General features: G+C 42.1%; 11 protein-coding genes. 9 read left to right on the top strand and 2 right to left on the bottom strand.

The genetic code is table 11. From position 1 onward, the window contains the following. Positions 1 to 356: 356 nt before the first annotated feature. The 6 genes from BXO88_RS14760 (at position 357) to BXO88_RS17275 (ending at position 9,158) form a co-directional block, all read left to right on the top strand. On the top strand, positions 357 to 2,939 hold the full coding sequence (locus BXO88_RS14760; protein ID WP_078038492.1) for a GH3 family domain-containing protein: 2,583 nt from the start codon (positions 357 to 359) through the stop codon (positions 2,937 to 2,939). 156 nt (positions 2,940 to 3,095) lie between these two features. Then, the gene (locus tag BXO88_RS14755) at positions 3,096 to 4,640 is read left to right on the top strand and encodes an acyl-CoA carboxylase subunit beta (protein ID WP_078038491.1); all 1,545 of its coding nucleotides are present in this window, start codon (positions 3,096 to 3,098) and stop codon (positions 4,638 to 4,640) included. A gap of 35 nt (positions 4,641 to 4,675) precedes the next feature. Further along, entirely contained in the window at positions 4,676 to 6,439 is a 1,764-nt protein-coding gene (locus BXO88_RS14750) for an MATE family efflux transporter (protein ID WP_078038490.1), read from the top strand. Positions 6,440 to 6,464: 25 nt separating this feature from the next. Then, positions 6,465 to 7,382, top strand: coding sequence for a phosphotransferase (locus tag BXO88_RS14745; RefSeq protein WP_078038489.1), 918 nt, complete (start codon positions 6,465 to 6,467; stop codon positions 7,380 to 7,382). Beyond that, complete coding sequence (locus BXO88_RS14740; protein ID WP_078038488.1) at positions 7,372 to 8,709, top strand: hypothetical protein; 1,338 nt, start codon at positions 7,372 to 7,374, stop codon at positions 8,707 to 8,709. Before BXO88_RS14745 ends, BXO88_RS14740 begins: the two co-directional genes overlap by 11 nt. A gap of 257 nt (positions 8,710 to 8,966) precedes the next feature. Further along, positions 8,967 to 9,158 carry a YoaP domain-containing protein gene (locus BXO88_RS17275; RefSeq protein WP_330395175.1) on the top strand — a complete coding sequence of 64 codons (192 nt, stop codon included), beginning with the start codon at positions 8,967 to 8,969 and terminating at the stop codon, positions 9,156 to 9,158. Between the two features lie 130 nt (positions 9,159 to 9,288). Here BXO88_RS17275 and BXO88_RS14730 read toward each other — a convergent pair whose 3' ends face one another. Further along, positions 9,289 to 9,792 (bottom strand): cyclase family protein, encoded by a 504-nt coding sequence (locus BXO88_RS14730; protein WP_256363679.1) that lies wholly within the window; start codon positions 9,790 to 9,792, stop codon positions 9,289 to 9,291. A gap of 303 nt (positions 9,793 to 10,095) precedes the next feature. Between BXO88_RS14730 and BXO88_RS14725 the strand changes: the two genes are divergently transcribed. Beyond that, the gene (locus BXO88_RS14725; RefSeq protein ID WP_242945239.1) at positions 10,096 to 10,683 is read left to right on the top strand and encodes a pyridoxamine 5'-phosphate oxidase family protein; all 588 of its coding nucleotides are present in this window, start codon (positions 10,096 to 10,098) and stop codon (positions 10,681 to 10,683) included. 96 nt (positions 10,684 to 10,779) lie between these two features. Continuing rightward, on the top strand, positions 10,780 to 13,152 hold the full coding sequence (recD2, locus tag BXO88_RS14720; RefSeq protein WP_330395174.1) for an SF1B family DNA helicase RecD2: 2,373 nt from the start codon (positions 10,780 to 10,782) through the stop codon (positions 13,150 to 13,152). 120 nt (positions 13,153 to 13,272) lie between these two features. Here recD2 and BXO88_RS14715 read toward each other — a convergent pair whose 3' ends face one another. Beyond that, positions 13,273 to 13,803: an NUDIX domain-containing protein gene (locus BXO88_RS14715; protein WP_078038486.1), complete on the bottom strand. Its 531-nt coding sequence runs from the start codon at positions 13,801 to 13,803 to the stop codon at positions 13,273 to 13,275. Between the two features lie 359 nt (positions 13,804 to 14,162). Here BXO88_RS14715 and BXO88_RS14710 point away from each other — a divergent pair, with 359 nt between their 5' ends. After that, positions 14,163 to 15,095 carry a DUF1848 domain-containing protein gene (locus BXO88_RS14710; protein WP_078038485.1) on the top strand — a complete coding sequence of 311 codons (933 nt, stop codon included), beginning with the start codon at positions 14,163 to 14,165 and terminating at the stop codon, positions 15,093 to 15,095. Positions 15,096 to 15,213: the final 118 nt, after the last annotated feature.

The following is a 15,213-nucleotide window of genomic DNA, read 5'->3' as shown; positions in this document are numbered from 1 at the left end:
CAACTAAACTTCCGAAAAAGAATCAATGGTTACCCACTATTTTTGACGAATAACCTAAATTCTTTTATCGGCGGCTGATATCTAAAACTTAATAGTAAATACTGCAAAAAAACGGGTCATGAAATAACACATTCATGACCCGTTTTTATGTTAAAATGATAGATATAAATTTGTTTTAACATAGAGGGACAAGCTTTGTTGTAGCACTGAGGGACAAGTATGATCGTGAAATTGTCCCAAGAGAGATAGTTTTTGAGTTACGAGAGGAACATTTCTTTATTGTTCGTATTGAACGGTATGGTATAAGCCAGGGTCTCTTCAGGGCAGGTCAAATTCATTGAAAGAAAAATAATGATATGAATGGAAAGTATAAAGCAACTATAATAACCCCTTTTCATAATACTGATATGTCTATGTTTGCTGAAACGATTAAATCTGTAAAGAATCAGACAATCGGTTTTTCCAATATAGAATGGATCATAGTTCTTCATAACTGTAAACAGGAATATGTTGACAGTGTAAAACAACTGTTGGGAGGATACAGTAACGTTATCCTGAAAGAACTGTATAACGATGCAAAAAGTGCATCCAGTCCGAGAAACTACGGATTGAAATTTGTAACTTCCCCTTACATTGAATTTCTTGATTCTGATGACAGTATTAGTCCCGAAACAGTTGAAAAGTGCGTAGATGTTATGGGTAAACATCATCCGGAAATAGTTATTTTCCGTATGGCGTATATCAAAGAGAATGAATCTGTACAATCTGTTATTACAGATATCACACTATGGAATCCGCTGGAGGAAGAAATTGTTTTGACAGGGGAGAGACTGAGGTGTGAAGAATTATTTTCTTCAATTAATTTCTGTACACATAACCGTTTTTTTGATGCGGAATTTATAGCATCCAATGAGATTTGTTTTGATGAAATGATCACCATGGCGGAAGACGCCTACTTTACGCTTACATGTTATTCGAAAGCAAAAAAAATAGTTGTTCTGCCGCAATTCATCGGTCATCACTATTATGTTAACAGCAGTTCGGCAGTGCAGAATATGGATAGATCACGAGAAAAAGTTCTGCATTTTTCCTATGGATTCAAGAAGATGTTCGATCTTCTGATCAGTATTCATGCTTACTATAATCACTTTTTCCTGACTGTCTTGGCCTACTATATTCAATGTGCCTTTTGCTCGCCTGATTTTACCGTTGATGACTGGAAAACACTTCAGAATGATATGGCGCCATATGCCGGAATTCTGGTGAAGCCACCTGTTAATAAGTTCTTTAATGAGGAAGAGGGTAAGCTGCTTTATGATTTCGTCACACATACTATATTGAATCCCATAGATGAAAGATATCAGAAATACTTTCATGGCGGAGGAAAAGTTCTTGGAAGCGTAATAGAGAGTAATGCTGATACAGCATTTGGCAAATACTATGATTTTAAAAATATAAAATCCATAGATGAATACCGGAAAAGAGTTCCGCTGACAGATGATGGTAAATTTAACAAAATTCTCAGACTTCATACTGAGGTAGGTGAAACTGAAATTATTACAAAAAAGAAGATAAAAGCCTATTCATACGCTATAAACGAGTATGATGAGCGCAGAATGATACCTGTTTCAGAGGATAAATGTAAAGAGATGGGAAACAAATTCATCAATGCCTTAAACGGTGAGGTCACTTTTTTGATGATGGAGTCAAGGCCTAAAGGTATGCCACAAAACGATGGAACATACTGTGATTCACCCATAGGAATTATGGTATCAAGCGGAATAGATGCTTTTACCATGTCCTACAGAGGCTTCGATGGAAAGCTGACTGCGCCGTTTTCAATCATATTCCCCAGTGAGCCGATGAATATGGATTACCTTAATCTGCTCATGGCATTAAGAAAGAAAGATGTGACTCAAATCTATGGAAGCAATACATGGGTAGTGCTGAATTATATCGAGATACTTATAAAGCAGGGTGAGGATCTGTGCAGAGACATCGAGAGCGGAAGTATAAGCAGCATTAGTGAGAGTGGAAACCAGATTTATAAACAACTTGAAGGTTATAATTATCCTGATCCGGAACGGGCTGATGAGATTCGGAAAGTGCTTAAAGAAGGAAACAAGGAAAAGATTTTAAGATGTATATGGCCAAAACTCAGACGGATAATCGCGAGAAGCGGAGGAAATTACCATATCTATACAAGAAAGCTGAGAAAGTATCTTGGAGATATTCAACTGAAATTTGACGATTTCCTGACGCCTTTCGGTATTATAGCGACTCAGGCAGGAGAAGACAATGTTTTCAGGCTGGATTATGAGGAAGGATTTTACGAGTTTATCCCGGTTGATGAAGTGGGCTCAACGGTTCCCTTGCTTTTATCCGAGACCGTTACTGACCGTATGTATGAACTTGTACTTACAAACTGCTATGGAATTTACAGAATGCGTACAGGCATTTATCTTAGTCCATGCAAAATAACTAAGGAGGAATTTCAGTTTAATGAATGCATGAGACCTTATTATGGAGATAATAGGCTCATCTGTAACGCTGAGACTTTTGAAAAAGTTCTTACAGAGTGTATCGGGGATAATCTGTATGATTATTTCTGCAACTTCAATACCGTGGAAAAATGTTTGGATGTGTACATAGAACTGGAGAAGGAAGATACAGATACAGATTTCTCAGCTGCACTTGAAAGTCAGCTTTTGGGTATTTCCGAGTATAAAAAAGCAAGGGAATGCGGAATAAAAGAATGTAAAGTCAGGGTGATAGACAAAGAAACAAATCTTTTGTGGAGAGATATCAGAAGGATGAAATACAGTGCCCCGGCAGATTGTTTTGAGCCTATACACAACATAAACAATATGGATCAAATCCCGATATTGAAACAGTGGCAGGATAATGGAGGTGCATTTGGCATTTCCGATCAGAAATGAGTTCTGATAGATTGACTATAAAGATAACAATACTGATCTGGATGAAAGACTTGTAAGAATTCTTAATAACAGCAGAAACATATTGGAAGTTACAACGGATTTTGAAATGAATCCCGGGAAGGGACAGATAAGGAAATAAAAACAGGAGGAAATCATATGTGGAATCCGGAGTATTGTGATGAACTAAAGAGACGTCGCGAAAAAATGAATGAAGGAGGAGGCCCGGAGAAGCTTCGAAAACAGCATGAGAAGGGAAAACTCACAGCGAGGGAAAGGATAGAGCTGTTGGTGGATGAGGGCAGTTTCGTCGAGATAGCCGGATTTCAGATTTCGGATGTACCTATAGAGGGTACCCATGGAAAGGATTATCCCGGAGACGGCGTTGTGACAGGCTATGCACAGATAAACGGAAGGCAGGTGTTCATTTCCTCGCAGGATTTTACAGTGATGGGAGGTTCAATCAGTAAGGGGAATGCACGTAAAATCTGTCAGATCATGCAGCTTGCCATCCATCATAAGGCGCCGTATATCTCATTGAATGACAGCGGCGGAGCAAGGCTTGATGAAGGACTTTACGCAATGGATGGAAGCGCTGCAATTCTGCGTACCAACGTTCAGGCTTCGGGAGTTATCCCGCAGATAGCCGTTATCCTGGGGCCCTGTGCGGGAGTGTCAAGTTATTCGCCGGCCCTGATGGATTTCGTGATCATGCAGAAAAAGAACGGTCAGATGTATCTTACTGGTCCAAGTGTTATAGAGGCGGCAACAGGCGCTAAAATAAGTGCCGCCGAGCTGGGCGGTGCTGAAGTACACATTGAAAAGTCAGGTCTGGCTCATTTTGTATATGAGGATGACAAGAGTTGTCTCGACAAGGTACGGGAGCTTTTGGATTATCTTCCACAGAATTGTGATGAACGGCCATTTTGGAAGGAGTATCCGCCTATAGATTATTCAGACCAGCTTCAGGATATTGTTCCGGATAACGGTCGTAAGCCTTATGATGTCCGATCGGTCATATTAATGATAGCGGACGAGGCGAGCTTCTTAGAGGTGCAAAGGGATTACGCAAAGAATATCGTCATTGGATTTATGAGAGTCGGTGGTGAAAGCGTTGGCGTTGTCGCCAACCAGCCAAAGGAAATGGGAGGTGTGCTTGACAGCAAATCGTCAGAGAAGGCATCAAGATTTGTCAGGTTCTGTGATGCATTCCGTATTCCTTTGTTGTCAATTGTTGATGTTCCCGGGTATATGCCGGGGGCGAATCAGGAAGGAGAAGGGATCATCCGGCGAGGTGCAAAGCTCCTGTATGCATTTGCGGAAGCGTCTGTGCCCAGGATAACGCTCATTGTCAGGAAGGCTTATGGAGGAGCTTATGTGGCGATGAACTCCAAGAACCTTGGGGCAGATTACGTATTTGCCTGGCCGATCGCCCAGATTGCTGTCATGGGATCAGAGGGAGCCGTCAGCATACTTAAGCACAAAGAGATTAAAAGTGCGGCAGATCCCGAAGCGGTAAGGGAACAATTCAAGAAGGAATATGAGGAAACCTACTATAATCCATATTTTGCAGCATCAATAGGTATGATAGATGAGGTTATCCTGCCGGAAGAAACAAGGCAGCGAATAATGCAGGCGATAGCTACATTTCGTAATAAAGAAATTCCGGGACCGACACGTCGGCATGGAAGTATGCCTCTTTAAAATTCTTTTATGCAGTTTTCTAAATAAGGAGAAATATGCCTGAATCTAAATTGATACGTGCTGTTTTCTTGAGCTCGATGGTCACAATGATCTTAAGTAACCTGGCTACATTTGCCGGTTCTATGGTGGATGGAGTTATTACCTCCCGTTTTTTGGGAAGTGAGTCTATGGCGGCATTTCAGCTGTCTATCCCGCTCAACCTGTGTGTAGTAATGATATTTCAGGTTTTTTCCATCGGCGTACAAAATACCTGTGCCAGATTTTTAGGAGCGGGAAAGCTGAAAAGCTCCGTCAGCGCATATACAACATCCGTTTTCATACTGACAGGCATCGGTATTATTACAGGTGTGATCACAGCCGTTTTCCACACCCCGATATCTGCTCTTTTGGGCGCTACCGGCGATAAGGCATCATTGGCAGACGGGCTTGGGCAATATATAACAGGCCTTTCCTTTGGGCTGCCTGTTTTGTTTATCATGCCGCTTACCATTGGCGTTATGCACATAGAGGGCCGCGGCAGTTATGTGGTCGGATCCGTCATCCTGCAGGCTGTTGTCGATGTGGTGGGCGACTTGCTTAATGTCTTTATATTCAGGAAGGGCATGCTCGGAATGGGTATAGCGACATCAGTCTGTAACTATGCCTCATTTTTATTTCTGATATTTATAAGGTCCAGATGTTACGAGCCCGTAATACAGGTTGACAGGCGCGAGTTCGATCTTTCTTCGCTTAAAGAGGTGTTTAAGGTCGGATTTCCGGCCGCAGTGGACCGTGTGTACAAAACGGTTCAGATGTACACTGTAAACATGGTACTGGCGGCAATTGCCACAAGTGCGGAGATAGCTGCATTTGGTGCGATCAACACCCTTAATTACATATACAATCCGATAACCATGGGCATAGGCACGGCCGTGTTGACGATGTCAGCCGTTTTTTTCGGAGAAAAGGATGAAAAATCCATACGCCAACTTATGCGCTATGCGGTGCGTGTGGCTATCATAGTCGAGGCGTGTGTTGCTGTTATATCATTTGCGGGCGCTCCCCTTATGATGCGTATGTTCTTTGATTCATCAAATACCGATAGCCTTGTCATAGCTGTCAGGGCTTTGCAAATGTATGTACTTTATATACCAATATACGGGATCAATTATATGTTCCAGAAATACTACAACAGTACCGGAAATATAAAAATGAATTACATACTTTCAGCGTTTGATAACCTCATTTTTATCTGTATCCTGGTGTTCGTTCTGGGGAACCTGTTGGGGTCTGACGGCGTGTTCATATCATTTGTACTTGCGGAGATCCTTACAACGATCAGCATGATAATCGTTATGGCAGTGAAGCACCGGCGTATTCCTAAGGGTATTTCTGACATGCTTGATCTGTCGGAGGAAATCCATGTGCCTGAATGTGATCAGTATCAGGTGTCTGCGGATTCTGTGGCAGAGGTTGTTGCAGCCTCTGAAGGCCTGCGTGAATTTTGTCTGTCCAAAGGATTGCCCGGCAGGACTGCAAACAGGTTCTCACTTGCAGTCGAAGAACTGGGTATCAACATAATGAGCTGGGGGCGCGAAAAAAACAAAAAAGCCACGGTGGATATCCGCATGGCCTGCTTAGACGGATGGACGCTGCGCGTAAGGGATAACGGCGGGCTGTTTGATGCTACCAAATGGCTTGAGATACATGATGAGGATGATCCGCTTCACAATTTCGGCCTCCGACTGGTACTGAAAGGAGCGAAGGATGTCTCTTATGTTTCTGCCATGAAGATAAACAACCTTATAATAAAATATTGATCACTTATAGGAAGGAGGACAATATATGGCTTCATTACGGGAAATAAATCCGGATGGCTGCACCGTGACTGGACACGGCAGAAACAGCGATGTCTACAGCCTTAATGACGGCAGGATAGCCAAGGTATTTAATAAAGGGACTGTACCTGATGAGGAAATTGAAAATGAATACAGGAAAGCTGTCGCATCGTATCAGCTGGGGGTACCAACCCCGAGATGCTATGAGCTGGCAAGATTCCGGGGCAGCCTCTGTATCATATATGAGCGGATCGAAGCCAGAAACTTAAGGGAGCTGATAGCGGAGGATAATGAACGTATAGAAGAGCTGATCGGCATGGGAGCTGAGCTTTCCCGTAACCTCCATAAGATACGTGCTCCTCGAGATATATTTCCTTCAATGGCAGAAATCTACCATGTCAGAGCGGATTCCGTAAGTGACCTGTTTACTTCGGATGAAGTGGAGAAGCTGCACAGACTGATCGACTCCATCCCCGAAGGGGATACATTTGTTCATGGGGATTATCACCGGGGCAACATCATGCTGCGTGATGGAGAACTGATGGTAATAGATATGGCGGATGCAGCATATGGACATCCGATCTATGATGTCCTGAGCACATACATGTACGGCCCTTTTATCATAAAAATATTCACGCAGGAGGCTGCAGAAAAACTAACAGGATGGACGCCAAAAATCATAAACCGTGTATGGGATGTTTTCGTGCGGAATTATTTCGGTGTATATGATAAAGCCGTGATTGAAAGGATAGAAGACAATCTGCTGTTCTTTTGCATACTGAGGTATATAACCTTTTTACACATTCTTCCGGGCCTTCCGGAAGAGATGATCAGATCTGCTGTTTCCATGGCGAGAGAAGTATTATTCCCGTTTGTAGATGAAAGGATTGAAACAGTAAAAAAAGGAGGTTTGTATGGATTTTAAACCGTTGGGAATTTCCTCAAGTTCTTTTTACTATACGTGGGGAGGATATGGGACATGCTTTGATATCTCTCTCGATTATACGCTAAGTTCAAAACTGGATCGAGGTGCTTTATCAGCCGCTGTCAGGAAAACACTTTCTGCTTTTCCGGAGTTTAAATACAGACCGGTCATACATGACGGGATGGTTGGATATATACCCAATACAGATGAAGTTCCTCTGATCGAGGATGTTCCTTCTCTGGCAGATATGGGAAGAGATTCCATATGCTATGGTACGGATGATACTGCCGGCTATCCGTTTATGTTTCTGTGCAGGGATGATGGATTCCGCTTCAGCTACTATCATGGACTTTCTGATGCTAAAGGGGTTACCTGCTTTATCCATACTTTATTTTATAATTACGCGAGGATGCTTTCCTTTGATGTTCCGGCGACTGAGAATGTGCGCCTTGATGAGAGCTCGGCTCTTTCAATGGACGAGCTTGAGCGCATGGATCCCTATAAAAAATACGCTAAAGAGATAGTATTAAAGCCGGATAAGCCGTCGGCTCCCGGATCATTTGCCATCCCGGAAACCGTCACGGAGCCTGAGGATGAGAATATGTATTATCTTAAGTTTACATTTCCTTTGGGAGATTTCCTTAAAAAGGTAAAATCATATCAGACCTCTGCGGCGTCCATGATGGTGGTATGTCTTTCTCGGGCTATCCATGGTCTGTATGATACAAAAGGACTGCCTATTACCACCATGCTTTCAGCGGATATGAGACCCTACTACGGAACCGGTACGGTATCAAATTTTTCGGATGCCATATTACTTCCTTATGATGAAGGATTCAACGAACTTAAGGCTGAGGAACAACTCATATGTATGAAGCAGCTGATGAAGGATCAGATGAACAGGCAGCACTTTGACCGGGCTATCGTGAACAAGGTTGCCGATATCGAGTCAAAGCGATCATCAGGTGTTCCGATTACTGAGTGGAACAGGCGTTTTTCGGCTGTCGCCTCCGCTCAGGCTGATACAGCTCCTATTACCTGTGCCTTTACCTATTCCGGCAGGCAGGATCTGCCGGATGCTTATGCTTTTCTGGTCACAGATGTCGATAAGGAACCGCATGTGCGTGGGATAGGGACTAAGAAGAATCTGATATGCACGACGTATGGGGATACTTTCCGTGTCGTGATCAGTCAGTATGGCCGGTCAGATGAATTCATACAGGCGCTGCGCAGGGAACTTTCCGCATTCAATATAGAAGCAGGTGATGTATGCAGATATACACATAACGGATTTCAGATGGTAAATGAAAAACTGATGTCTGTATAACTATTAGGAGAATATCATAAGGGGAAGCCCTTACCTATTGAGTCATGCGTTTACTTCACTATTGACGGATTCAGCAATCAAAAGTTCTTGAAAGCTTTTTGGCTGATATTAAATGGCTATGTCAAAATAACTATTGTAGTTAGACTTAAGTATTCATAATATCCATATAGAAAAGGAGCATATCTGCTGCGCTATATCAAACAATAAGGATGTGCAGGTATCATCAAAGAAGGCGTGGCTGGCAGATCGCTTTGAAGATGGACTCGTGTTTCTTAAAAGCGTGGAGCGGGAAAAATGGCATACCATTTAAGGCTGTGAAAATCGAGAGCAGAGAAACGGCTCAGAATGCGCCGACGCCGATCACCACATATGCTCTGTTCTGTGATGGAGAGTATGTCACGAACGAACAAATGAACGATAAGAAGTTCCTGAAGCTGGTGAACGGATGACTTTGCTTCAGACTGCATTCATCGAAGTCAAAGAGAGATTGACTGAGGTGGATGCCAGAAAGTCAGTATTTACGGGAATGAAATGAAACGTATCGCGGAAGTGACGATACGTTTCATTCATTAATAAACGTCATTCGGTAATAGCCCATACTCTTGCCGGAAGCCCGGTTGCACCTTCAATTCTCGGATAAGAAACAAGTATGACCGCTCCGGCAGGTGTCACTTTATCAAGATTAGCGAGTAGTTCGACCTGGATTTTTTCGTTTTCAAGGACATATCTTTCGCAAATAAGATCCTGATGCTCTTCCGCAACCTGAGAGGAATCAGTATCCAATGTCTCGTGACCATTTGCGGATGCATTTCTCACTTTGTATATGTATTCCAATGCCTCCAATGACCATCCGGGGGCATTTTCTTTCCCTTCTTCGTCTATACCGGATACGGCATTGATGTCAGGCCACTTTTTATACCAGTCACTTCTAAGCGCTACAAAAGCTCCATCCGGAATCGGGCCATATTCCTGCTCATATTCTTTGATATCATCTACTGTAACCGCATATCTTGCGTTATGTTTTACCTTTTCTGAAATATCTATTACTACAAGAGGAAATTTTTTATAGTTGGTTATAACCATTTTCTTTATGTCGTCACAACCAATAAGATTTTTTTGATCGAGACTGCTTCTTTTCTTTGTCCCACTGAGATGTAGTTTCATAGGCATAAGTGATGCCGGATCTTATATCTTTGATATAAGTAATAGCCACTGTACTCTTTCTTTCATCGTCATGTCATGGTTAGAGAGCCTTATAATCACATATTATGGGAAGATAATGGATATATATTTTCACATGTGGGAGATGCCGTGTAAAATAGTGCTTATAGTATACGGTACTACGTCCTGTGAAACGCTCCCGAAGATACCACAAGAAGATTCCAAATGATTGTTTATGCAGATGATAGTACCGAATATTTCAATATAATTAAAATAAAAAAGTGTATGGAGATAATGGAAATGACCGACCTATTTGATTATGATACTGTAGCAAATTTTTGGATAAATAAAGAGGATCAGTCTAAGAAGATGGACCGAGATAAGTTGTTTGACAGAATCTCCAGGTTCATTGATAGTCATAATACCTGTACATTAGGGACTGCTTCAGAAGGACATGTAAGATGTACACCAATTGAATACAATTTTGTAGACAGTAAGCTGTATTTCTTCTCTGAAGGAGGTTTGAAGTTCAGGGGATTAAAGAATAATAAGCATGTTGGTGTAGCTATCTATGAGAATTACAATGGCTTTGGAAATCTGAAAAGCTTACAGATCGAAGGTATAGCAAATTTAATTGAGCCATTCAGTGATGAGTATTTAAAACTGATGGAGCATAAAAAGATTCCGTTGGAAGTAATGAAGAAACTACCACATCCCATGAATCTGATCAGGGTTGTTCCACAGTCTTTTGACTACCTTGATTCGGATTTGAAAAAGGAAGATCTTAGTAGCAGACAGCATTATGATGTGTAGAGAGAATGGTTAGAGAAATGGATTTTCAATTATTACCGATCGAGGAAAAGGACCTAAAGATATTTAAAACTGACATGCAGGAAGCTTTTCAGCAAGGTGCCATGGCATGGTAAGAAGGCATCCACATGTTTTTCCGGTGTAGAGTATACTTCCGAAGAAGAACTTCACAAAGCCTGGATCAACATTAAGAAAGAAGAGAAGAACGGCAGGTTGTTAATGCAGAAAATACGTTGTGTAGTTGAGAGAATCACATATCAGAATCCTGAAAACGGGTACTCCGTCATGAAGTGCAAGGTAAAGGATTATACAGAGCTGGTCACATTGATTGGAAACATGCTTGATGTCAATGTTGGATCAGTTCTTTTGGTGCAGGGAAACTGGAAGATAGACACGAAATATGGCAGGCAGTTTGAGGCATCGTCATGGGAGGAAACACTTCCTGCCACGGTGTATGGCATGGAAAAATATCTCGGCTCCGGGCTGATAAAGGGTATTGGTCCCAAGTTTGCCCAGCGTATCGTAAAAAGATTTGGAGTTGATTCCTTTACTGTAATTGAAGACAACATTGAACAACTCATGGAAGTGGAGGGAATAGGAAACAAAAGGATCCAGATGATAGCCGAGTCCTGGCAGAAGCAGAAAGAGATAAAGAACATCATGCTGTTTCTTCAGGAAAACCAGGTTAGCACGTCCTATGCTGCAAAGATCTTCAAGCAGTACGGTAATGACAGTATCAAAGTCATGAAGGAAAATCCGTACAGACTTGCGGATGACATCTGGGGTATCGGATTCAAGACAGCAGATCAGATAGCCATGAAGCTTGGTTTCGCGAAGGAATCCTATGTGCGTCTGAGAAGCGGGCTAATGTATACATTATCGGAGCTTTCAAATGACGGTCATGTATACGCAGAGAGACAGCAGCTCATAGACAGGGCAACAGAGCTTCTGGAGGCTTCAGAGGAAACGATTGTGAAGACTCTCGATGAAATGATAAAAAAGGAAGAGTTGATCCTTGAGAACCAAATCTCAAAGACAGATGCGGAAGGGAACAGCATTACTCCTATCTATTTGCCCCCCTTTTATTATGCTGAAGTCGGAGTGGCTGCGAAGCTCAAAAAGCTGTCTGATTCCCCGGCGGGTGATAAACTTTATACAAGGCTTACGGAGGCAAGAAAAAAGACCGGTAACAATGAGCTTTCCGTAGATGTGGGAGCCATAGAGAAGATCACAGGAATGTCCTATGATGATATACAGGCAGATGCCATTAGGAAAGCGGCAACTGCAAAAGTCATGGTCCTGACCGGAGGCCCCGGAACAGGAAAGACCACCACGACCCATGGGATAATCTCTGCATATAGAGCCTACGGGCTAAAGATCCTTCTTGCAGCACCAACAGGCCGGGCTGCCAAGAGGATGACTGAGGCCACCGGGATGGAATCAAAGACCATTCACAGGCTTCTTGAGTTTAAGCCACCCGAGGGTTATCAGAAGAATGAAGAAAATCCTCTTGAGGGTGATGTGCTGATCATAGATGAGTGCTCCATGATAGACATTATACTTATGAACTCACTTCTTAAGGCAATACCTCCAACTATGAGACTTATTATGGTTGGAGACATTGATCAGCTGCCGTCTGTAGGTGCAGGAAATGTCCTCAGGGATATGATTGATTCGATGGCATTTCCGGTGATAAGACTCACAAGGATTTTCCGACAGGCTCAGACCAGCCGTATCGTCATGAATGCCCACAGGATCAATGAAGGGAAGATGCCGGATATCAGTAATGGAAAAGGAACTGATTTCTTTTTTATGGAAAATAAGGATGCGGAAGCTGTTGCCGGAGAAATCGTGAAACTGGTGCAGAATAATCTGCCAAAATACTATCATGTGGAGCCTTCCCAGATTCAGGTGCTGACACCGATGCAGAGAGGAGTTGTGGGGGCCACCAATCTCAACCTGGCCCTTCAGGAGGCGCTGAATCCTGCTGAAGAAGAAATATTTATGCGTGGCAGGGGCAAGGTGATGATTCCGAAGCCCTGTCTAAGGCGAAGCGGATTCTGCTTTCGGGCTCAAGATAAAGTCATGCAGATCAAGAATAACTATGACAAGGAAGTGTTCAACGGAGACATTGGCATCATAGAATCAGTGGATGATGCGGACAAAATGCTGGTGGTGAACTTCGATGGGAAAAGCGTGGAGTATGATGTGACTGAGCTGGACGAGATTGTTCACGCTTATGCAACTACCATACATAAAGCTCAGGGCTCAGAGTATTCGATAGTTGTGATGCCTGTGCTTATGAACCATTATGTCATGCTGCAGAGGAATCTGATATACACTGGAATCACAAGAGCGAAGAAAATACTGGTCCTGGTAGGGACAAAAAAGGCCCTGTCTTATGCGGTAAGAAATGTGACAGTTTCAAAAAGAAATACTATGCTTAAGGAGCGGCTGGAAGTTAATAGATGAAAAAAGATACCATGCTGAAGACCTTTGTCAGCGAATATCAGAGTTGCGCACTCAAATATGAAACAAAATGAAGGCTCCTGTTCAGAATGACAGGTGCCTTTTCATATGTGAGTTTTTTTGTCAGGATTTCTTTAATGCATCCATCATTATATCATCATGGTCAAATGCAAGGTCTTTAAGTGTAAGTTCTGTCTCTGCATTTAAGAATCGAATATTTCCGTCTTCAGCTATAACAGTAAACCATCCTGCATCTGCTGCATCATCTGCGGCAATAGGCCTTACCTTATCAGGATCAACTACAGCTAAATATGCTGCCGAAACTGTCCATCCACGGGGATCTCTTCCCGGCTTACTGTAAACACCTACCAAAGTAAGTTCTTTAGGTGTCATTGCAATACCGGTCTCTTCCAAAAGCTCTCTCGTAGCGGTTTCCTCTATGCGTTCACCTTCCTCAGAGAAGCCTCCGGGAAAGGCCCATTTGCCAAGACAGGGATGATTTCCTCTCTTGATAAGGAGTACCTTTTTTTCTGAGCCTTTTTTTGAAATGATGCAGATATCCGCTGTTAACGACGGCTTTTTCCATTTATCCGGATCATATGATTTTAAATATTCTTCTTCAGTGAGTCCGTTTCTGTCTCTTAATTCACTCATTTTCAGCCTCCGGTTTATCGTTTGTCTTAGAATTACATTTCTTTAATGCTTCAATATATTCAAATCTGAATAATTCAATCTGATCTAATATCTTCTTGGATTTTTCTTCTTGATTTTCTGCAATAGTATCATAAATGTGACTATGTTATATAAATGTACGTGCTTGTTGAATTGATTCCAGGGAATAAAATGATGATATATCAAACAAAAACAAATAGCAAACAAATGAAACTTGGCTATACATGTATACAGATTAAGCAGGGTTCGATTGGTGGCTATACTGGGGATGATGCGGTGGTATACTAAATATTGTAGATATAAAATTCAGCAGCATATTGTATTGTAAGGCGGTGGTTTTAATGATTATAAACACAGGACAGAGGACGGACATACCTGCATTCTATTCGGAATGGTTTTCCAACAGACTAAAAGAAGGATTTGTATGTGTACGTAATCCTTATAATCCTGAGCAGGTCAGCCGATACCGTCTTTCACCTGATGTTGTTGATGTAATTGGGTTCTGTACAAAAAATCCGTCACCAATGTTTAAATACATGAACCTTCTTAAAGAATATGGTCAGTACTGGTTCGTGACGATAACTCCATATGGCAGAGATATCGAACCTAATGTACCAGATAAGCATAAGCTGATAGAAGATTTCAAAAATCTGTCTCAAATGCTTGGAAAGAATTCCATGGGATGGCGCTATGATCCGATCTTCATTTCTGACAGGTATACAGAAGAGTATCATATACATGCATTTGAACAGATAGCAACATCCCTTGAAGGATGTACAGAAACGGTTGTCATCAGCTTCATTGACCTTTTTCCAAAAGTAAGACGAAATTTCCCTGAAGCAAGAGAAGTGACCAAGGAACAGATGCTAAGACTTGGAAAAGAAATGATAAAGATTGCGTCCTTACACGGAATGAAGGTAAAGCCATGTGCTGAAGGTGATGAACTATCAAAATATGGTGCCGATTGCGGGGGGTGCATGAGGATAAGTGATTATGAGAAAGCTATCGGAAAGCGGCTTGACGCGCCTAAGAAAAAGGGTGCAAGGGCGGAATGTGATTGTTACCTCACATGTGATATAGGTGCTTATAATACCTGCAGGCATCTATGTAAATACTGCTATGCCAATGCAGAACCGGAAATAGTTCTATCGCGAAGCAAATTACATGATCCAAAGTCACCATTTTTGATAGGGAATTATTCTGTCGGAGACAAAATACATGATGTACAGCAAAAATCATGGGTCGATGGGCAGATGAAACTGTCATTCGTATAAGACCATAGTCGGATAAATTGATAAAAACTGACTTTTAAAAACAGGATTCAAGTATACTCACGAGAGAAAGAACGGATGTATTGTTATTTTCGATGTACAGATCATAATGTAGAGAGAT

This window comes from Oribacterium sp. C9 (genome assembly GCF_002007235.1).
Taxonomy (GTDB): Bacteria; Bacillota; Clostridia; order Lachnospirales; family Lachnospiraceae; genus Oribacterium.
The sequence above is the reverse complement of the archived record's forward strand: the minus strand, read 5'-3'. Positions and strand labels throughout refer to the sequence as shown.